The 19583-nt window shown below is 60.7% G+C and carries 17 protein-coding genes and 1 other RNA gene; 2 read left to right on the top strand and 16 right to left on the bottom strand.

Going from position 1 to position 19583, the window contains the following annotated elements; all coding sequences use genetic code 11:
- Positions 1 to 16: 16 nt before the first annotated feature.
- The 16 genes from ftsA to rsmI all read right to left on the bottom strand — a co-directional run bounded on the left by ftsA (position 17) and on the right by rsmI (position 17134).
- Positions 17 to 1270 carry a cell division protein FtsA gene (gene ftsA / locus E1573_RS00585; RefSeq protein WP_133209561.1) on the bottom strand — a complete coding sequence of 418 codons (1254 nt, stop codon included), beginning with the start codon at positions 1268 to 1270 and terminating at the stop codon, positions 17 to 19.
- Between the two features lie 14 nt (positions 1271 to 1284).
- Positions 1285 to 2154 carry a cell division protein FtsQ/DivIB gene (locus tag E1573_RS00580; RefSeq protein WP_133209559.1) on the bottom strand — a complete coding sequence of 290 codons (870 nt, stop codon included), beginning with the start codon at positions 2152 to 2154 and terminating at the stop codon, positions 1285 to 1287.
- 4 nt (positions 2155 to 2158) lie between these two features.
- Positions 2159 to 3118, bottom strand: a complete 960-nt coding sequence (locus E1573_RS00575) for a D-alanine--D-alanine ligase (protein WP_133209557.1) — start codon at positions 3116 to 3118, stop codon at positions 2159 to 2161.
- Positions 3115 to 4569, bottom strand: coding sequence for a UDP-N-acetylmuramate--L-alanine ligase (gene murC, locus E1573_RS00570; protein WP_133209555.1), 1455 nt, complete (start codon positions 4567 to 4569; stop codon positions 3115 to 3117). The genes E1573_RS00575 and murC overlap by 4 nt, the downstream gene beginning before the upstream one ends.
- Entirely contained in the window at positions 4562 to 5641 is a 1080-nt protein-coding gene (gene murG, locus E1573_RS00565; RefSeq protein ID WP_133209553.1) for an undecaprenyldiphospho-muramoylpentapeptide beta-N-acetylglucosaminyltransferase, read from the bottom strand. The genes murC and murG overlap by 8 nt, the downstream gene beginning before the upstream one ends.
- Positions 5631 to 6845: a putative lipid II flippase FtsW gene (gene ftsW, locus E1573_RS00560; RefSeq protein WP_133209551.1), complete on the bottom strand. Its 1215-nt coding sequence runs from the start codon at positions 6843 to 6845 to the stop codon at positions 5631 to 5633. Before ftsW ends, murG begins: the two co-directional genes overlap by 11 nt.
- A complete protein-coding gene (murD, locus tag E1573_RS00555; RefSeq protein ID WP_133209549.1) occupies positions 6842 to 8188 on the bottom strand; it encodes a UDP-N-acetylmuramoyl-L-alanine--D-glutamate ligase in 1347 nt (448 codons plus the stop codon). Before murD ends, ftsW begins: the two co-directional genes overlap by 4 nt.
- 6 nt (positions 8189 to 8194) lie before the next feature.
- Positions 8195 to 9277 (bottom strand): phospho-N-acetylmuramoyl-pentapeptide-transferase, encoded by a 1083-nt coding sequence (mraY, locus tag E1573_RS00550; protein WP_107025105.1) that lies wholly within the window; start codon positions 9275 to 9277, stop codon positions 8195 to 8197.
- On the bottom strand, positions 9277 to 10644 hold the full coding sequence (gene murF, locus E1573_RS00545) for a UDP-N-acetylmuramoyl-tripeptide--D-alanyl-D-alanine ligase (protein WP_133209547.1): 1368 nt from the start codon (positions 10642 to 10644) through the stop codon (positions 9277 to 9279). Before murF ends, mraY begins: the two co-directional genes overlap by 1 nt.
- Positions 10637 to 12100, bottom strand: coding sequence for a UDP-N-acetylmuramoyl-L-alanyl-D-glutamate--2,6-diaminopimelate ligase (locus tag E1573_RS00540; RefSeq protein ID WP_133209545.1), 1464 nt, complete (start codon positions 12098 to 12100; stop codon positions 10637 to 10639). Before E1573_RS00540 ends, murF begins: the two co-directional genes overlap by 8 nt.
- The gene (locus tag E1573_RS00535) at positions 12100 to 13833 is read right to left on the bottom strand and encodes a penicillin-binding protein 2 (RefSeq protein WP_165957275.1); all 1734 of its coding nucleotides are present in this window, start codon (positions 13831 to 13833) and stop codon (positions 12100 to 12102) included. The genes E1573_RS00540 and E1573_RS00535 overlap by 1 nt, the downstream gene beginning before the upstream one ends.
- Complete coding sequence (gene ftsL, locus E1573_RS00530) at positions 13833 to 14126, bottom strand: cell division protein FtsL (protein WP_133209541.1); 294 nt, start codon at positions 14124 to 14126, stop codon at positions 13833 to 13835. The genes E1573_RS00535 and ftsL overlap by 1 nt, the downstream gene beginning before the upstream one ends.
- Positions 14123 to 15070, bottom strand: a complete 948-nt coding sequence (gene rsmH, locus E1573_RS00525) for a 16S rRNA (cytosine(1402)-N(4))-methyltransferase RsmH (RefSeq protein ID WP_165957274.1) — start codon at positions 15068 to 15070, stop codon at positions 14123 to 14125. Before rsmH ends, ftsL begins: the two co-directional genes overlap by 4 nt.
- Positions 15067 to 15522, bottom strand: coding sequence for a division/cell wall cluster transcriptional repressor MraZ (gene mraZ, locus E1573_RS00520; RefSeq protein WP_010220775.1), 456 nt, complete (start codon positions 15520 to 15522; stop codon positions 15067 to 15069). Before mraZ ends, rsmH begins: the two co-directional genes overlap by 4 nt.
- 309 nt (positions 15523 to 15831) lie before the next feature.
- An RNA gene (gene rnpB / locus E1573_RS00515) (RNase P RNA component class A) lies at positions 15832 to 16191 on the bottom strand.
- A 67-nt stretch (positions 16192 to 16258) separates the two neighbouring features.
- The gene (gene rsmI, locus E1573_RS00510) at positions 16259 to 17134 is read right to left on the bottom strand and encodes a 16S rRNA (cytidine(1402)-2'-O)-methyltransferase (protein WP_133209539.1); all 876 of its coding nucleotides are present in this window, start codon (positions 17132 to 17134) and stop codon (positions 16259 to 16261) included.
- A 185-nt stretch (positions 17135 to 17319) separates the two neighbouring features.
- On the opposite strand from rsmI, the gene E1573_RS00505 reads away from it, so the two are divergent.
- Both E1573_RS00505 and E1573_RS00500 read left to right on the top strand, forming a co-directional pair.
- Positions 17320 to 19140, top strand: a complete 1821-nt coding sequence (locus tag E1573_RS00505; protein ID WP_133209537.1) for a penicillin-binding protein activator — start codon at positions 17320 to 17322, stop codon at positions 19138 to 19140.
- On the top strand, positions 19140 to 19511 hold the full coding sequence (locus E1573_RS00500; protein ID WP_133209535.1) for a YraN family protein: 372 nt from the start codon (positions 19140 to 19142) through the stop codon (positions 19509 to 19511). Before E1573_RS00505 ends, E1573_RS00500 begins: the two co-directional genes overlap by 1 nt.
- The last annotated feature ends 72 nt before the right edge of the window (positions 19512 to 19583 follow it).

Below are 19583 nucleotides of genomic sequence, written 5' to 3'. Positions count from 1 at the left end.
CTACTGCTTTGAAACTTTAAAAGTTGCCTTTGACCCAGCGTGTGAAACGCTCGAACGCCGGTGCCTTGGGTTCATCGCCATAGTTGTTGCTGCTGGTACCGGTCAGGGACACGCCGTCGGACTGCTTCTGCAAGCCGTAGGTCAGCAGGCCCACACCGGTGGAATAAATCGGGTTGCGCACGACGTCACTCAGACCCCGAACGCTATGCGGCACGCCCAGGCGTACCGGCATGTGGAAAATCTCTTCGGCCAGTTCTACCGCGCCTTCCATCTTCGCGGTGCCACCGGTCAAGACGATGCCCGCAGGCACCAGGTCTTCGTAGCCGCTGCGGCGCAGTTCGGCCTGAATCAGGGTGAACAGCTCGTCGTAGCGCGGCTCAACCACTTCTGCCAGGGCCTGACGCGACAGTTCGCGTGGCGGACGATCACCGACACTTGGCACCTTGATGGTTTCACCGGCACCGGCCAGCTTGGCCAGGGCGCAGGCGTAACGGATCTTGATTTCTTCGGCGTACTGGGTCGGGGTGCGCAGGGCCATGGCGATGTCGTTGGTCACCTGATCGCCGGCAATCGGGATCACAGCGGTGTGACGGATCGCGCCTTCGGTGAAGATGGCGATGTCAGTGGTGCCGCCACCGATGTCCACCAGGCACACGCCCAGTTCTTTCTCGTCATCGGTGAGCACCGAATAGGCCGAAGCCAGTTGCTCAAGGATGATGTCGTCGATTTCCAGGCCACAACGGCGTACACATTTCTCAATGTTCTGGGCGGCATTGACGGCGCAGGTGACCACGTGAACCTTGGCTTCCAGACGCACACCGGACATGCCCAGCGGCTCGCGCACGCCTTCCTGGTTGTCGATCACATAGTCCTGCGGCAGGGTGTGCAGAACGCGCTGGTCGGCCGGAATGGCAACCGCCTGGGCGGCGTCGAGGACGCGCTCAAGGTCTGCCGAACTGACTTCACGGTCGCGAATTGCAACAATTCCGTGAGAGTTCAGGCTGCGAATGTGATTGCCGGCCACACCCACGAACGCCGAGTGAATCCGGCAACCGGCCATCAGCTGGGCTTCTTCTACCGCCCGCTGGATCGACTGCACGGTCGATTCGATATTGACCACGACACCCTTCTTCAACCCGCGCGAAGGGTGGGTGCCGATACCGACGATTTCCAGGGTACCGTCGGCCGCGACTTCGCCTACCAGCGCCACTACCTTGGAGGTGCCGATATCGAGCCCGACGATCATTTTGCCGCTATGCGCATTTGCCATGGTCCTGCCTCTCTCTAATTCTTCGCAACGGCGGGTTGGGCCGTCGTCGGTGCAATCGGTTCCCGCCAGCCAACGGCCAGGCCATTGGCATAACGCAGATCGATGCGGGCGATGTTCGTGATCTGTTCTTTAAGTGTCTTGTCGTAAATGGCAATGAAACGGCGCATTTTTTCCACCAGATGGTCGCGCCCCAACAGCAGCTCGATGCCCGGCCCGGCGCTACCGGCGCCAGTGGTCAGGAACCAGCTGCCGCGTTCACGCACTTCCAGGCGGGCAATCGAAAAGCCCATCGGCCGCAACATCTGGCTCAGTACCTGATATTGCTGCATCACTTGTTGCTGCGCCCGCTGCGGCCCGAACAGCTGCGGCAGGTGCTCATAGTTGGCCAGCTCGCGCGGGGTGAAAGCCTGGCCCTGGTTATTGAGCAAGGCTTCTTCGCCCCAGCGCGCCACTGGCAACTGTTCTTCCAGGCGGATCACTACTTCATCCGGCCACACCCGCCGAACTTCGGCGTGCGCGATCCAGGGCATCTGTTCCAGCTCAGCGCGCATGCTGGCCAGGTCGACGGTGAAGAAGCTGGCCGCCACATAGGGGGCAATACGCTGCTGCACCGCTTGCTGGCTGATGTAGCTGAGATCGCCCTGCACCGCGATCTTGGTTATCGGCCGGTCGGCATACGGCATCAGGCGTTGCGCACCTTCGTAGGCACCAAAACCTGCCGCGACCAACAGCACCGGCCAGAGCAGACGCTTGAAAACGCTGAAATTGGCCTTGGGCAGGCGCGCCGACAATGGCTCCTTGGCCACCATTCGGCTGGCACCACGCGGCACCGGCTTGTTACGGCCGGTGGCGGGTTGCTGATGACGTAACATCGCGCCTTGCATGGGCTTAACCTCGCGCCTCGACGCTGGCCGCCAGGATTGCCAGCACCAACTGCTGGAAGTCCAGACCGGCTGCACGCGCCGCCATAGGGACCAGGCTGTGATCCGTCATGCCTGGTGCGGTATTGACTTCGAGCAGCCAGAAACGCCCCTGCTCATCCTGCATGACGTCCAGACGCCCCCAACCGGCAATGCCAACGGCATCGCACGCACGGGCGGTCAGGTCGATCAGTTCCTGTTCTTTCTCCGCGCTCAAGCCGCACGGGATCCGGTACTGGGTATCGGAAGCCAGGTACTTGGCGTCGTAGTCGTAGAACGTGTGCGGCGTGCCCAGCGCAATCGGTGGCAATACCTGACCACGCAGGGTCGCGACGGTGAACTCCGGACCATGAATCCATTGTTCGACCAACACTTGCGAATCGTAGGTGGCGGCGTCTTTCCAGGCGGCGATCAATTCATCGACGCTGGTCACTTTCGCCATACCGATACTGGAACCTTCATGGGCCGGTTTGACGATCAAAGGGAAGCCCAGTTCCGCACCCGCAGAAATACAGTCAGCTTCGCTGGCCAGCACGGCGTGACGCGGGGTCGGAATACCCAGGCTCTGCCAAACCTGCTTGGTGCGCAGTTTATCCATGGCCAGGGCCGAGGCCAGAATGCCGCTGCCGGTATACGGAATGCCCAGGCATTCGAGCAGGCCCTGCATGCTGCCGTCTTCACCGCCACGGCCATGAAGAATGATGAAGGCGCGGTCGATCTTTTCGCTTTGCAGGCGGTCAAGCAGGTCGTCGCCGACATCAATCGCCACCACGTCGACACCGGCACTGGTCAGCGCTTCGATGACCGCCGCGCCGGATTTCAGCGACACTTCACGTTCGGCACTTTTACCGCCGTAGAGCACGGCAACACGGCCGAAGTCTTTCACGGCAATGGTCGAATGCAGCTTGGTGTATTGGTTATCAGTCATTTCGACTTCCCCTGACTGGCAACGGCACCAGCGAACAACGGACTCTTGAGTAGTTGCGGGGCCAGGCCACCGATATCACCAGCGCCCTGACACAGCAGAATGTCGCCAGCGCGCAGCAGCGGCTTGACCAACGGCGCCAGCTCAATGCCGCGCTCGATGTAGATCGGGTCGAGCTGACCACGCTGACGAATGCTGTGGCACAGCTGACGGCTATCGGCACCTGGGATCGGTTCTTCACCGGCCGGGTAGACTTCCATCAACAACAGCACGTTGGCGTCGGCCAGCACCTGGACGAAGTCGTCGTACAGGTCACGGGTACGGCTGTAACGGTGTGGCTGGTAAACCATCACCAGGCGGCGCTCCGGCCAGCCACCGCGCACGGCCTTGATCACTGCAGCCACTTCGGTCGGATGGTGGCCATAGTCGTCGACCAGCATTACGCTGCCGCCGTCTACCGGCAGCTCGCCGTAAACCTGGAAGCGTCGCCCTACTCCCTGGAACCCCGAGAGACCTTTAACGATGGCTTCGTCGCTGATGCCTTCGTCGGTGGCAATGGCGATGGTCGCCAGCGCGTTGAGGACGTTGTGGTTGCCCGGCATGTTGACCGAGACATCCAGCGGCTCGCGGTCGCGACGCAGCACAGTGAAGTGGGTCTGCATGCCCGACTGACGCACATTGATGGCACGCACGTCGGATTCTTCGCTGAAACCGTAAGTCACTGCCGGGCGCTTGACCTGCGGCAGAATCTCACGCACCACCGGGTCGTCCAGGCACATGACCGCCAGGCCATAGAACGGCAGGTTGTGCAGGAACTCGACAAAGGTTTTCTTCAACTTGTTGAAGTCACCTTCGTAGGTGGCCATGTGATCGGCATCGATGTTGGTGACCACGGCCACCAGCGGCTGCAGGTGCAGGAAACTGGCGTCACTTTCGTCGGCTTCGGCGATCAGGTAGCGGCTGGTGCCCAGCTGTGCATTGGTGCCAGCTGCATTCAGGCGGCCACCAATCACGAAGGTCGGATCCAGGCCGCCTGCGGCAAATACCGAGGCCAACAGGCTGGTGGTGGTGGTTTTGCCGTGGGTACCGGCGACGGCGATGCCGTGGCGGTAGCGCATCAGCTCAGCCAGCATTTCTGCGCGCGGAACCACCGGAATACGGCGTTCTAGGGCGGTAGCCACTTCCGGGTTGGCCGGATTGATGGCGCTGGACACCACCAGCACATCAGCGCTGGCGGCGTTCTCGGCACGGTGGCCGATGAAAATTTGTGCGCCAAAGGACTCCAGACGTTCAGTGACCGACGAAGTCTTGAGGTCAGAGCCCGAGACCTGATAACCCAGGTTCAACAGGACTTCGGCAATCCCGCACATACCCACGCCGCCGATACCGACGAAGTGAATACGGCGGATACGGCGCATTTCCGGCTGAGGCATGGCTTTCTGGCGTTCAACCATGAGCCACCTCCAGGCAGATATCGACCACGGTGCGGGTTGCTGCAGGTTTAGCCAGGCGACGGGCAGTGGCCGCCATGGTGGAGAGTTTTTCCGGTTGCATCAGCACCTCGTTCAGGCGTTCAGCGAGTTGCGCTGCGCCAGTTGTCGCTTGTGGCATCAGGAAGGCAGCGCCTTCGCGGGCCAGATAATGGGCGTTGTGGGTCTGGTGATCGTCAATGGCGTGGGGCAAAGGCACCAGCATCGAAGGCAAGCCGGCCGCAGCCAGTTCACTCACGGTCAGCGCACCTGCGCGACAGACCACCAGATCGGCCCAGGCGTAGGCCTTGGCCATGTCTTTAATGAACGGCTCTACCTGAGCCTCGACTCCTGCTTCGCGATAACGCTCGGCGGTAATCTGGTCGTGCTGCTTGCCAGCCTGGTGGAAAACCTCAGGACGGATGTCCACAGGTACCTGGGCCAAAGCCTGGGGCAGCAGTTTGTTCAGCGGTTCGGCGCCCAGGCTTCCGCCCAGCACCAACAAACGTGGCCGACGCGCGCCCAAGGGTTCGCGTGGCATGTCCATAAACAGCTCACTGCGCACCGGGTTTCCGGTAGTGCGCAATTTGTCCGACGCAGCAAATGTGCCGGGGAAAGCTTCGCAGACTCGGCCAGCCAACGGCACCAGCAGCCGATTGGCGGTACCGGCACGGGCATTCTGTTCGTGCACCACCACTGGCACACCACACAACCGGGCAGCCACACCGCCAGGGCCAGTCACGTAACCACCAAAACCGATCACACAGACCGGTTTGAGTTGGCGAATGATGCGTCGCGCCTGCAGCACCGCTTTAACCAGGGTGAACGGCGCCTTGAGCAACGACAGTTTGCCCTTGCCGCGCAGGCCGGTGACCTGAATCAAATGCAGTTGCAGGCCCGCCTGCGGCACCAGTTCGTTCTCGATGCCACGCGGGGTGCCCAGCCAGTGCACGGTGTAACCACGTGCCTGGAACTCACGGGCGCAGGCGAGTGCCGGGAACACGTGGCCCCCGGTTCCGCCTGCCATGATCAATACATTCTTGCCGTCAGCGGCCATGATGCGGCTCCTCGGCAAAATCGCTCTCTTTGAACTCGTGCTCTTCGCTGCCCAGGTGAGTGCGACTCTCCCACTCGATCCGCAATAACAGCCCGACACAGGCGCAGCAGATCACCAGCGAACTACCGCCGTAACTGAGGAACGGCAGGGTCAAGCCTTTGGTCGGCAGCAAGCCGACGTTCACGCCGATGTTGATCAGGAACTGACCGATCCACAGGAAGGCCAGGCCAAAGGCCGTATAGGCAGCAAAGTACTGTTTGGCTTTTTCAGCCCACAAACCGATGTACAAGGCACGCACGGTGACGAATACGAACAGCGCCACGGTCACCAGCGAGCCGACCACACCCAGCTCTTCGGCCAGTACCGAGAACACAAAGTCAGTGTGCGCTTCAGGCAGGTAGAACTGCTTCTGCACGCTATTGCCAAGGCCGACGCCGAACCATTCGCCACGACCGAATGCAATCAATGCCTGAGTCAGCTGGTAACCCGAACCAAACTGGTCGGACCATGGGTCGGTGAAGGTGATCAAACGTGCCATCCGGTACGGCTGGGCCTGCACCAGAACGAACACCGCAGCCACCGCCAGCACTACCATCAAACTGAAGCGGAACAAACCCACCCCGCCGAGGAACAGCATCGCGGCCGCAGCGCCCATCATGACGACGGTGGCACCGAAGTCCGGCTCCATCAGCAGCAGACCGGCCATCGGCAACAACACGATGAACGGCTTGAAGAAGCCCATCCAGCTTTCCCGCACTTCGGTCTGGCGACGCACCAGGTAACCGGCGAGGTAAATCACCACGAACACCTTGGCGATTTCCGAAGGCTGGACGTTGAAGAAGCTAAAGCCGATCCAGCGCATCGAACCGTTTACTTCGCGACCGATGCCGGGTACCAGTACCAGCACCAGCAGGCCAAAGGCGCACACCAGCATGGCAAAGCCCATCTTCTGCCAGGTGGCGATCGGTACCATCATGGTGACGACACAGGCGACCACACCAATGGCCACATACACCAGGTGGCGGAACATGTGGTACAGCGGGTTACCCGATTGTGCGGCGGCCACTTCCGAGGACGCCGAAGTGATCATCACCAGGCCAAGACCAAGCAGCGCCAGGCAGCCGGCGAGCATGGCGAAATCGAGGTCGATACCGCGACCGCTGATCAGCGGCGAAGGATAAGGCTTGATGATGCCGAAGATCATGCCAGCCCTCCTACGGCCTGGGCGAACAAGCGCCCACGCTCTTCGAAGTTCTTGAACATGTCGAGGCTGGCGCAGGCCGGCGACAGCAGCACAGCATCACCAGGCTGGGCCAAGGCAGCGGAACGCTCTACCGCTTCATCCAGGGTTTTGACCCGAATCAGTGGCACGTCATCGCCCAAGGCCTGAGCCAGCAGCTCGGCATCACGACCCAGCAACACGACGGCACGGCAGTACGCCGCAACCGGCGCACGCAGCGCGCTGAAATCAGCACCTTTACCGTCACCGCCGGCAACCAGTACCAACTTGCCGTCGATATCGGTCCCCAGACCTTCGATTGCCGCCAGCGCAGCACCAACGTTGGTAGCTTTGGAGTCGTCGTACCAGTTCACGCCGTCGCGCTCACGCAGCCACTGGCAGCGATGGGCAAGGCCGGAAAAGTTGCGCAAACTGGCCAGCATGGCGTCAAACGGCAAACCTACAGCGTGCCCCAAGGCCAGTGCTGCCAGGGCATTGGACTGGTTGTGCGCGCCGCGGATCTTCAACTCGCGCACCGGCATCAGATTCTGGAATTCGAACGCCAGGTACTTCTCGCCGTTTTCTTCGCGCAAGCCGAAGGCTTTGAAATCAGGGGTGTTCAAACCAAAGGTCCAGCACGGCTGACCTTCTGCCAGCAGCGGGCGAGTCAGGGCATCCTGACGGTTGACCACCACTTGCCGCGCGCCACGGAAGATCCGGTGCTTGGCCAGGTGATAAGCCGGCAGACCGCTGTAGCGGTCCATGTGGTCTTCACTGACGTTGAGCACAGTGGCGACTTCGGCGTTGAGTTGATCGGTGGTTTCCAGCTGGAAACTCGACAACTCCAACACGTACAACTCGACGTCATCGCTGAGCAAGTCCAACGCCGGCGTACCGAGGTTGCCGCCCACGGCGACACGCTTACCCGCCGCTGCAGCCATTTCACCGACCAGCGTGGTCACGGTGCTCTTGGCGTTAGAGCCGCTGATGGCGATGACCGGCGCCTTGGCATTGCGCGCGAACAGTTCGATATCGCCGGACAATTTCACGCCACGGGCCGCCGCTTGCTGCAAGGCAGGGGTGGCCAGGGCCAGGCCGGGGCTGACGTACAACTCGTCGGCGCGGCACAGAAACTCGACGTCCAGTTCTCCACAGCGCACTTCTACCTGCGGGTAATCGCGACGCAGGGTTTCCAGCTCCGGCGGTTGTTCACGGGTGTCGACGACCGCAAAGGCAATGCCCCGGTTCGCCAGGAAGCGAACCAGGGACATGCCGCTCTTGCCGAGGCCGACAACGATGCGGAAGTGGTCAGAAGCGATCAGTGACACGCGTTTCTACCTCAGTTTCAGGGTGGCAAGGCCGATCAGCACCAGAATCACGGTGATAATCCAGAAGCGGACGATCACCCGAGGCTCGGGCCAACCCTTGAGTTCAAAATGGTGGTGGATCGGGGCCATACGGAACACCCGCTTGCCGGTCAGCTTGAACGAAGCGACCTGGATCACCACCGACAAGGTCTCCATGACGAACACGCCGCCCATGATGAACAGGACGATTTCCTGACGAACGATGACCGCGATAGTGCCCAGCGCTGCGCCCAGTGCCAGCGCACCGACATCGCCCATGAACACCTGGGCCGGATAGGTGTTGAACCACAGAAAGCCCAAACCGGCACCAATCAACGCGCCGCAGAAGACAATCAGCTCACCGGCACCCGGCACGTAAGGAATCAGCAAGTATTCGGCGAACTTCACGTTACCCGAGAGGTAGCAGAAGATACCCAGGGCACCGCCGACCATAACCGTTGGCATGATCGCCAGGCCGTCCAGACCGTCAGTCAGGTTGACCGCGTTGCTTGAGCCGACAATCACGAAATAGGTCAGCACTACAAAGCCAATGCCCAGCGGGATGGTGACATCCTTGAGCATCGGAACGATCAGCGTGGTTTCAACGCTGCTCGGTGCTGTCATGTAAAGGAAAATCGCCGCGCCCAGGCCGAACACCGATTGCCAGAAATACTTCCAGCGGCTTGGCAGGCCACGCGAGTTTTTCTCGATGACTTTGCGGTAGTCATCAACCCAGCCGATCGCGCCGAACAGTAAAGTAACGATCAGCACCACCCAAACGTAACGGTTGGTCAGGTCGGCCCACAGCAAGGTGCTGATACCGATAGCCGAAAGAATCAGGGCACCACCCATGGTCGGAGTGCCGGATTTGGACAAGTGCGATTGCGGGCCGTCATTACGAACCGCTTGGCCGATCTGGCGAATCTGCAAGGTACGGATCATCCAGGGGCCCAACCACAGGGCCAGCGACAACGCGGTCAGCACACCAAGAATCCCGCGCAGGGACAGGTACTGGAAGACCGCGAAGCCCTTGTAAAACTGTTGCAGATACTCAGCCAACAGCAGCAGCATTAATGTTTCTCCCCGCTGGGACCACACAAAGCCGCTACGACGTTCTCCATCGCAGCGCTGCGCGAACCTTTGATCAAAATAGTGGTGTTGGTGGCCTGTTCGGCGCGAACGGCGTCGATCAGGTCAGCTTGATTAGCGAAATGTCGGGCATTGGCACCGAACGCCGCTACCGCGTGAGCCATGTTCTGCCCCACTGCGTAGAGTGCCGATACCTTGTCTTTGGCGTACTCGCCTACCTGCCGATGCCCTTCCTCAGCCCACTGGCCCAGTTCGCCGATATCCCCGAGCACCAGAACGGTGCGCCCGGAAAAGCCGGCGAGTATATCAACGGCAGCGCACATGGAGGTGGGGTTTGCGTTGTATGTGTCGTCGATCACCCGCACACCGTTGGCAGCCATCTGCACCACAGTGCGGCCCTTGACCGGTTGCACGTTATTCAAGCCCTCGACGATACCGTCCAGCGTCAGACCAAAGGCATGCGCTGCAGCAGCTGCGGCCAGGGCGTTGGCAACGTTATGGGTGCCAAGCAGGTTCAGTTGCACCCGCGCTACACCCATTGGGCTGTGCAGATCGAACGCCGGGCAACCGCGCTGATCCTGAGCAATATTGCTGGCGTGCAAATCAGCGCTCGGGTTGTTCAGCGCAAAGGTCAGCACACGGCGATTGCCGGCGCGTTGTTTCCAGATGCCAAAGGCTTTGTCATCCAGGTTCAATACGGCAACGCCATCCTGATTCAGGCCTTCGATGATTTCGCCTTTGGCTTCGACAATTTTTTCTGGCCCGCCGAACTCGCCGACGTGCGCGGTCCCTGCGTTGTTAAGCAACGCTACCTGCGGCTTGGTCAGGCCAACGGTGTAGGCAATTTCACCGATGCGCGAAGCGCCCAGCTCGATGACTGCCGCCGTATGTTCGGCAGCGATTTCAAGCAATGTCAGGGGGGCACCGAGGTCGTTGTTCAGGTTGCCGCGGGTCGCCAGAACCGGGCCACGGGTGTGCAGAATGCTGGCGAGCATTTCCTTCACCGTGGTCTTGCCGCTGGAACCGGTGATGGCAGCGACGGGTTTGTCGAACGCAGCGCGGTTGAGCGCACCCAACTGGCCCAGGGCCAGCCGGCAATCGGCAACCAGCAGTTGCGGCAGGCTACTGCCTGGCACTTCGCGCTCCACCAGCGCGGCAACGGCGCCTTTGGCCTGAACATCATTCAGGTAATCGTGACCGTCAAAACGCGGGCCGGCCAGCGCAACAAACAGTTGCCCGGCAACAATGGCACGGCTGTCGATGCTAACGCCGTTGAATTGTGCATCGCCACCCAGCAGGCGGCCCTGCAACGGCGCGGTCAACTGGCTGAGCGTCAAGGGCTTAAGCATGGGGAGCCTCCCAGACAGCAAGGGCTTTTTCGGCTTCGACAAGGTCGGAGAAATCGTGGCGCTGGCCGTTGATTTCCTGATAATCCTCATGGCCTTTACCGGCCAGAACGATCACATCATCAACGCCTGCGCTGGCAATCAGCTGAGCAATCGCCGCGCCACGCCCGGCGACGAACTGCACCGCATCAGCACTGGCAAAGCCAGGGCGAATGTCGGCAAAAATCTGTTGCGGGTCTTCAGTACGCGGGTTGTCATCGGTGACCAGCACCCGGTCAGCCAGGCGTTCGGCCACTTCGGCCATCAACGGACGCTTGCCGCGATCGCGATCACCACCGCAACCGAACAGGCACAGCAACTGACCCTTGGCGTGCGGGCGCAGCGCTTGCAGCACTTGCTCCAGGGCATCCGGGGTATGGGCATAATCGACAACCACCAGCGGCTTGCTACCACCACCGAGGCGCTGCATACGACCAACCGGCCCCTCAAGCAACGGCGTTACCTTGAGAATTTCATCCAGCGCATAGTCCAGCGCCAGCAGAGTACCGACAGCCGCCAGCATGTTGCTCAGGTTGAAACGACCAAGCAGGCGGCTGCGCAAAGTACGCTCACCTTGGGCGGTGACAATCACGGCACGCACGCCATCGTCATCAAAATGCGCTTCGCGGCAGTACAGCGAGGCACTGCTGTCGTTAAGGCTGTAGCTGATCAGGCGCGATTCGGCGTGCTCGCTGGCCAGGCGACGACCAAAGTCGTCATCCAGGTTAACCACGCGGCACCGCAGGTTCGGCCAGGCGAACAATCGCGCCTTGGCATCTTCGTAGGCCTGCATGCTGCCGTGGTAGTCGAGGTGATCGCGCGACAGGTTAGTCATCACCGCGATATCGAATTCCAGTGCGGCCACCCGCCCCTGATCCAGGGCGTGGGAAGAGACCTCCATAGCAACCGCTTTGGCACCCGCCTTCTTCAAATCATTCAGCGTCGCCTGCACCGCAATCGGGTCTGGTGTGGTCAGACGGCCACTTTGCAGCTCGCCGTAAAAACCGGTACCCAGGGTGCCGATCAGGCCGCAGCGCTGGCCGAGTTTGTCCAGGGCCTGGGCCACCAATTGGGTGACGCTGGTTTTGCCGTTGGTGCCAGTCACACCGACCAGATCAAGCTGACGGCTCGGCTCGCCATAAAAGCGCCCGGCAATGTCCGACAGCTGGGCGATCAGGCCCTTGACCGGAATCAACGGTGCTTCGGTGATCGGCAGCACAGTGGCACCTTGTGCCTCATAGGCGACCGCAGCCGCACCGCGCTTGAGCGCATCGGCAATGTGGTCGCGACCGTCTACCAGCGCACCCGGCACCGCCAGGAACAAATCACCCGGGCGGACTTTGCGGCTGTCCAGCGTCAACTCGCGGATCAGCGGATCACGGCTGGCCTGGGCGAAAAGTTTACTCAATGGCATCGTCATCAACCGCGCCCTCCTTTGGCGGGCGCAGCATCGGCTTGCTGCTGTGGAGTCGCCGGCGGCAGGTTATCCGGCGGAATGTTCATCAGGCGCAACGTGCCAGACATGACCTTGCTAAATACAGGTGCCGAAACCAGGCCACCGAAGTAGCCCCCTTTGCTCGGCTCATCAATCACCACCACCACGGCATAACGCGGGTCGCTCATCGGCCCGAAACCGGCGAACAGCGAACGGTAGGAATTCTCGGTGTAGCCTTTGGAGCCGACGGTCGCCTTACGCGCCGTACCACTCTTGCCACCGACGTGATAGAACGGCACCTGGGCACGGAATACACCCCGCGGCGCTTCGATCACTTGCTGCACCATACCCTGAATGGTCTTGGCCACTTCTACCGGCACAACCTGAGTGGACTCTGGTGTTTTATCGACCTTGAGAATGCTCAGCGGCACCATCTTGCCGTCGTTGGCCAGCGCAGCATAGGCGTGCACCAGCTGCAACGCAGTCACAGATACGCCATAACCGTACGACAGCGTCGCGGTTTCAGCCTTACGCCACTCGCGATGGTTCGGCAGGTTACCCACCCGCTCACCCGGGAAGCCCAGGCCGGTGTACTGGCCAAGCCCCAACTGGGACATCACGCGATAAATCGACTCACCGCCGATATCGAAGGCGATCTTGCTCATACCCACGTTACTGGAGTTGATCAGAATGCCGGTCAGGTCGAGGATCGGGCCCTCGCTCTTGGACACGTCACGAATGGTGTAACGCCCCAGTTGCAGGGTGCCGGGGTAAACCTCGACTTTGTCGGTCGGTTTCCAGCGTCCGCTTTGCAGGGCGGCACTCATGGACAACGGTTTGACCGTGGAACCAGGCTCGAACACGTCGATGATCGCGCGGTTACGCATGGCCGCCGGGAACATGCTACGACGGTTGTTGGGGTTGTAGGTCGGCTGGTTGACCATCGCCAGCACTTCACCGGTTTTCACATCGAGGATCACCAGGCTGCCAGCCTTGGCTTCCTGCTCGGCAATGGCATTGCGCAGCTCGCGGGTTGCCAGGTATTGCAGGCGCAGATCGATGGACAACGCCAAGGTCTTTCCGGCCTTGGCGTTTTTGGTTACCTGAATGTCTTTGATCAGCCGGCCACGCCGGTCCTTGATCACTTGCCGCTTGCCGGGCACGCCGGCCAGCCACTCGTCGTAGGCCAGCTCCACCCCTTCACGGCCGTGGTCATCTAGGTCGGTGAAGCCGACCATGTGCGCGGCAACATCGCCGGCCGGGTAGAAACGACGAAATTCCTCGATGCCATAGACACCAGGAACCTTGAGATCGAGTACCACCTGCCCCTGCTCCGGGGTCAGACCACGGACCAGATAGATAAATTCTTTATTGGCCTGCTGCTCCAGGCGCTGGGACAATTGCTGCGGGTCTTGTTTGAGCGCAGCGGCCAACGCTGGCCAGCGCTCTTTGGACGCCTGCATCTCTTTGGGGTTGGCCCACAAAGTGGTCACCGGGGTACTGACCGCCAGCGGTTCACCGTTACGGTCAGTGATTAGCCCACGGTGCGCCGGAATCGGAATATGACGCAGGCTACGAGCATCGCCCTGGCCTTTGAGGAAGTCACGGTCAACCACCTGCAGGTCAATGATTCGCCAGGCAATCGCACCGACCATCAGTGCCAGCAAGGCGATGACCACGCGGAACCGCCACGGATAGAGTGCACCCTCGAGCTTCATCATGGCGCCACCATCCGCACTTCGTCAGCGGCCGGGATGCGCATTTTCAGTTGGTCGCTGGCCAGGTTCTCGATACGGCTGTGTGCGGTCCAGGTGCTTTGTTCAAGGATCAGCCGACCCCATTCAGCCTGTGCCTTGTCACGCTCGCTGAGTTCGCCGTACAGGGTATTGAGCAACTGACGGTTCCAATGCGCGCTGTACGACACCGCCACCGATGAAACAAGCACGGCAATGAACAGCAGAAGCATCAGGAAGCTTCCGCCTGGCAAAGGCTTGGCGAACAGGCGGCTCACCGCAGCTTCTCGGCAACGCGCATGACAGCACTGCGCGAACGTGGGTTGGCCTTGAGTTCCGCTTCGGAGGCGAACTGCGCTTTGCCATGCACTTTGATTCGTGGCTCAAACGGCTTGTGCTGGACCGGCAGGTTACGCGGCAGGTTGTCGGCCTCGCCCTTGACCAGCTTGCGCATGAACAGTTTGACGATACGGTCTTCCAGGGAATGGAAGCTGATAACCACCAGGCGGCCACCGACTTCCAGCGCATCGAGTGCTGCTTCAAGCCCGGCTTCGAGGTCGCCCAGTTCGTTATTGACGTGAATGCGCAGCCCCTGAAACGCGCGGGTCGCAGGGTTCTTGCCCTTTTCCCAGGCAGGGTTGGCGACCTTGAGCACTTCAGCCAGGTCAGCGGTGCGGGTGAACGGGGTTTGTTCACGACGCAATACCACAGCACGAGCCATGCGCTTGGCAAAACGCTCTTCGCCGTACTCTTTGAATACCCGGGCGATTTCTTCTTCCGGTGCTGTAGCGATGAACTCGGCGGCACTCACTCCGCGGCTTGGGTCCATGCGCATGTCCAGCGGGCCGTCATTGAGGAAACTGAAGCCGCGCTCGGGGTCATCCAGCTGTGGCGACGACACGCCCAGGTCAAGCAGGATGCCGCTGACCTTACCGTGGAGACCACGCTCGAGCACTTCCGAACCCAGCTCGGCAAAACTACGTTGCACAATGACAAAGCGGCCGTCTTCGGCCGCCAGCGCTTGCCCGGTGGCAATCGCTTGAGGATCTTTGTCGAAACCCAACAGCCGCCCTTGCGGCCCGAGCTTGCTGAGAATCAACCGGCTGTGCCCGCCGCGCCCGAAGGTGCCATCCAGATAGCAGCCATCGGCGCGTACGGCGAGAGCCTCGACGGCTTCGTCAAGCAGTACGGTGATGTGGTTAAAGCCGCTATCTATAGTCACAGGATCAAATCACGCAGTTCGTCAGGCATCGCGCCCGGTTGTTGAATAGCTGCAAGGTCGGCTGCCGAAACTGCGTTCCAGGCATCTTCGTCCCACAGCTGAAATTTGTTCAGTTGCCCCACCAACATCGCCTTCTTGTCGAGCTTGGCGTATTCGCGCAAACGCGGAGGCACCAGGAAACGCCCGCTGCCATCAAGCTCCAGATCCACCGCATTGCCGATCAGCAGACGCTGCAGGCGACGGTTCTCTTCACGCAATGACGGCAACGCGCGTAACTTGGCTTCAATCAGTTCCCACTCATCGAGCGGGTATACACACAAGCAGGGGTCAACCGCGTCGATGGTCACAATCAACTGCCCGGAACTACGCGAATCGAGCTCGTCACGGTACCGGCTCGGCATTGCGAGACGGCCCTTTGCGTCGAGGTTGATGGCGTTGGCTCCGCGGAACACGGCTGCGATTCCCCACTTGTTAGCTTTTTTGTGATCAGAAAACCCACTTCATGCCACTTTCTGCCACTTGCGCACACTATAGGAATCCGCCTACCACACCGTCAAGGCACGCCTATAAGGAAATCCCTTACAGATCGGAGATTTAGCTCAATGTAGGAAGATGGAAGGACGATCTTGGGAGATTTCTTACAAAAAAAATCAAACTCATTCAGACAAATAGAGCCCGAAGTTAAAGTGATTTATTAAGAGTAAGATTTTTTCGGTATTACGAAGGCACACCTGCCATCGAATCAGGCAGAGGAAGGAAAAGCGGAGAGTCGATCTGTAAGCCGGGTTCTGTCGAGGACAGTCATTCCTCTACGACGGCCATCACTGGACGTCTTTAGCAACCTACCCGGTTCCAACGCGGGCCGCGCCATATGGAACCCTATTTGGTCTTGCTCCGAGTGGGGTTTACCTAGCCACGAACTGTTACCAGTCGTGCGGTGCGCTCTTACCGCACCTTTTCACCCTTACCGGCACCGAAGTGCTTAGGCGGTTGTTTTCTGTGGCACTTTCCGTAGGCTCACGCCCCCCAGGTGTTACCTGGCACTCTGCCCTATGGAGCCCGGACTTTCCTCCCCCCTCTTTTGCGGAACAAAAGAAGGCAGCGACTGTCCGATCGACTCTCCGCCGCAAAGGTTAACGGCACAGGCGCCTAAGAACAAGCGATAAAACCAATAGTAGTATAAAGCCACTATTTGTCTTTCTGTTTTTCCAGGGCTACCTGATACAACACATTCTTGCGCACGCCAGTGATTTCCGCCGCCAAGGCCGCAGCCCGCTTGAGCGGCATCTCTGCCAACAGCAGGTCTAGCACACGCATTGCTTCGCTGCTGACCGCCTGCTCATCTTCAGGCGCAGTCCAACCGGCCACCAGCACCACGCACTCACCACGCTGCTGATTGCTGTCAGCTTCCACGAACGCGCGCAGCTCACCCAGTGGCAGCCCTTTAAGGGTTTCGAAGGTTTTGGTCAGCTCGCGCGCCAGCAACGCCGGGCGCTCGGCACCAAACACCGCCTCCATGTCTTGCAGGCACTCGAGAATCCGGTGCGGCGCCTCATAGAAAATCAGCGTACGAGGCTCTTCCTTGACCTGATCCAGGCGCGCTCGGCGCCCAACGGCCTTGGCCGGCAAGAACCCTTCGAAGATGAAACGGTCCGATGGCAACCCTGCCGCCGACAAGGCCGCAATCAGGGCACAAGCTCCCGGCACCGGAACCACGGCAACCCCTGCAGCACGCGCCTGGCGTACCAGGTGATAGCCCGGATCAGAGATCAACGGTGTGCCGGCATCGGAAATCAACGCTACGTTATCGCCCGCCAGCAGGCGCGTCAGAAAGCGGCTGCCCTCGTCGCGCTCGTTGTGTTCATGGCAAGCAGCCAAGGGGGTATTGATGCCGAAGTGTTGCAATAAACGAATGGAATGACGGGTGTCTTCAGCGGCAATCAAGGCCACATCGCTGAGCACTTTGAGCGCCCGCGCACTCATGTCGTCCAGGTTGCCGATAGGCGTGGCCACCACGTAAAGCGTGCCAACAGTGGAATGGGAAGCCCCCGGAACATCAGTCACAGCACGTACCTGTCGTTTGAACAAAGCGCCATTGTAGCCCGACTGACGGCAACAATGCGTAACCTGCACAGCCTGCAGGCCGCGCTCCAGCACCTATATTGAAGGATTAACACCAGCAACATCGCACCCCGGCCAGCGCTTGGGTACAATTGCCCGTTAATTTGATCGAGTAACAGGACCTTTACATGATCGCTTGCCTGCGGCTGTTCACAGCCCTTTGCCTCGCCGCCCTGTTGGCAGCCTGCGCCAGCTCGCCCTCGTCGAGCCTCGGCGAACTGCCGCGCACCCCGGACGCCAGCATCGAGCAACTGCTTGAACAGGCCAACACCAGCAAGACCCCGGAAGACGCCGCCCTGTTGCGCCTGAGCGCAGCCGACCTGGCTCACCAGCAAAAAGACAACGTGCGCGCCGCGCGCATCCTTGAGCAAGTACCGGTTGATCAACTCAAGCCAGCACAACAGATCTTCGCCAGCACGCTGAGCGCCGAACTGGCCATGAGCCGCAACCAGCCCAAGGCCGCCCTGACCGCCCTGAGCCATCCAAGCCTGGCACGCCTGGGTGAGCTGCCAGACGCCCAGCAACGTCGCACTCGCAGCATCCAGGCCATCGTCCTGGAAGCCAACGGCCAGACGCTGGCCGCAGCTCAAGCTCGCGTAGACCTGGCGCCACTGCTCACTGGCAACGCCGCCAGCGACAACCAAAATGCCACCTGGAACCTGGTTGCCGCTTTGCCAAACGATCAGCTGCAAAGCGCAAGCACCGGCTCCGAACCTCTGGCCGGCTGGGCCAGCCTGGCCCTGGCCGTAAAAAGCGCCGGCACCCTGGAGCAACAACAAGCTGCTATCGAGACCTGGCGCAGCCAGCACCCTGAGCACCCAGCGGCACTGCAACTGCCCCTGCCACTGGTCAAGCTCAAGGAAATGGCCAGCCAGCCTCTGACCAAGATCGCCCTGCTGCTGCCTCAGGAAGGTCAACTGGCCGGTGTGGCTCGCGCCCTGCGTGACGGCTTCATGGCCGCGCACTTCCAGGCCCAGCAAGCCGGGCAAAAGCCTCCCGCCATTGAAGTGTTCGACAGCTCGCGCCTGACCTCCCTGGACGACTTCTATCGCCAGGCCCAGGCCGCAGGTGCTCAGTTGGTCGTTGGCCCGCTGGAAAAACCCCTGGTCAAGCAGCTGGCCGCACGCCCACAACTGCCTATTACCACCCTGGCCCTGAACTACAGCGATGCTGGCCAGAAAGGTCCGGCACAACTGTTCCAGTTCGGCCTGGCCGCCGAAGACGAAGCCCGCGAAGTATCGCGTCGCGCCCATGCCGACGGCATGGTACGCGCTGTGGCCCTGGTGCCACGTGGCGAATGGGGTGATCGCGTCCTCAAGGCTTTCCGCCAGGACTGGGAGGCCCGTGGCGGCACCCTGCTCGCCGCCGAGCACATTGACCAGCCGGTAGCTCTAGCTCAGCAGATCGCCGACCTGTTCCAGCTGCGTCAAAGCGAAGGCCGCGCCAAGAGCCTGCAGGACACCGTGGGTGGCAACGTATCGGCACAGCCGTCGCGCCGCCAGGACATCGACTTCATCTTCCTGGCCGCCACGCCTCAGCAAGGCCAGCAGATCAAGCCGACCCTCAATTTCCAATACGCCGGTGACGTTCCGGTTTACGCCACTTCTCACCTGTACAGCGCCAGTGGTGACGTGAACCAGTACAACGACATGAATGGTATCCGCTTCTGCGAAACGCCATGGCTGCTCGACACCAACAACAACCTGCGCCAGCAGGTCGTGAGCCAGTGGCCACAAGCCGCCGGTAGCCTCGGCCGCCTGTATGCCATGGGTATCGACGCCTACAGCCTGGCGCCGCGCCTGGGTCAGCTCAAGGCGCTGCCGGACAACCGCATCGAAGGCTTCTCCGGCAGCCTGAGCATGAACCCTAACCAACGCATCGAACGCCAGCTGCCGTGGGCAGAGTTCTCTGGTGGCCAGATCGTCCGCCTGCCAGACACCCCGCGCTGATGCCTGACAGTTCACGCCAACACACAGGCCAGGCCGCCGAACGGCACGCCCTTGAATACCTTCAAGGGCAAGGCTTGAGCCTGCTGGCGCAGAACTGGCGGTGCAAAGGTGGCGAGCTTGATCTGGTCATGCTCGACAGCGATACAGTAGTATTCGTCGAAGTTCGCTATCGGTTGCATGCGAACTTTGGCGGTGCGCTCGGCAGTATCGACGGGCGCAAGCAGGACAGACTGGTGCTCGCCGCCGAATCTTTTCTGCACAAGGAAACACGCTGGGCCAACTACCCCTGCCGTTTCGATGTAATCGCCGTGCAAGGCAGAGGCCACTCGGGCCAAGCGCTCCAATGGCTGAAAAACGCCTTTGATTGCTGAGCCCGCCCAGACCCTGCACGTTTACCCTAAACCTTTTTTGCTCTTTGCTTCGCGGGCTGCACAGTCATGTGC

The organism is Pseudomonas sp. H9 (assembly GCF_004353925.1).
GTDB lineage: Bacteria > Pseudomonadota > Gammaproteobacteria > Pseudomonadales > Pseudomonadaceae > Aquipseudomonas.
Note: the sequence above shows the minus strand (reverse complement) of the source record. Positions and strands in the feature narration are given on the sequence as shown.

Bases quoted from the DNA above. Each gene is read 5' to 3' on its own strand.
- E1573_RS00500 (WP_133209535.1), top strand. From the start codon at position 19,140: ATGCCTGACAGTTCACGCCAACACACAGGCCAGGCCGCCGAACGGCAC.
- E1573_RS00535 (WP_165957275.1), bottom strand. From the start codon at position 13,833: ATGAAGCTCGAGGGTGCACTCTATCCGTGGCGGTTCCGCGTGGTCATC.
- murC (WP_133209555.1), bottom strand. From the start codon at position 4,569: ATGGTTGAACGCCAGAAAGCCATGCCTCAGCCGGAAATGCGCCGTATC.
- E1573_RS00505 (WP_133209537.1), top strand. From the start codon at position 17,320: ATGATCGCTTGCCTGCGGCTGTTCACAGCCCTTTGCCTCGCCGCCCTG.
- murF (WP_133209547.1), bottom strand. From the start codon at position 10,644: ATGCTTAAGCCCTTGACGCTCAGCCAGTTGACCGCGCCGTTGCAGGGC.
- ftsW (WP_133209551.1), bottom strand. From the start codon at position 6,845: ATGATCTTCGGCATCATCAAGCCTTATCCTTCGCCGCTGATCAGCGGT.
- ftsA (WP_133209561.1), bottom strand. From the start codon at position 1,270: ATGGCAAATGCGCATAGCGGCAAAATGATCGTCGGGCTCGATATCGGC.
- E1573_RS00575 (WP_133209557.1), bottom strand. From the start codon at position 3,118: ATGACTGATAACCAATACACCAAGCTGCATTCGACCATTGCCGTGAAA.
- E1573_RS00580 (WP_133209559.1), bottom strand. From the start codon at position 2,154: ATGCAAGGCGCGATGTTACGTCATCAGCAACCCGCCACCGGCCGTAAC.
- murG (WP_133209553.1), bottom strand. From the start codon at position 5,641: ATGGCCGCTGACGGCAAGAATGTATTGATCATGGCAGGCGGAACCGGG.
- E1573_RS00540 (WP_133209545.1), bottom strand. From the start codon at position 12,100: ATGACGATGCCATTGAGTAAACTTTTCGCCCAGGCCAGCCGTGATCCG.
- mraY (WP_107025105.1), bottom strand. From the start codon at position 9,277: ATGCTGCTGCTGTTGGCTGAGTATCTGCAACAGTTTTACAAGGGCTTC.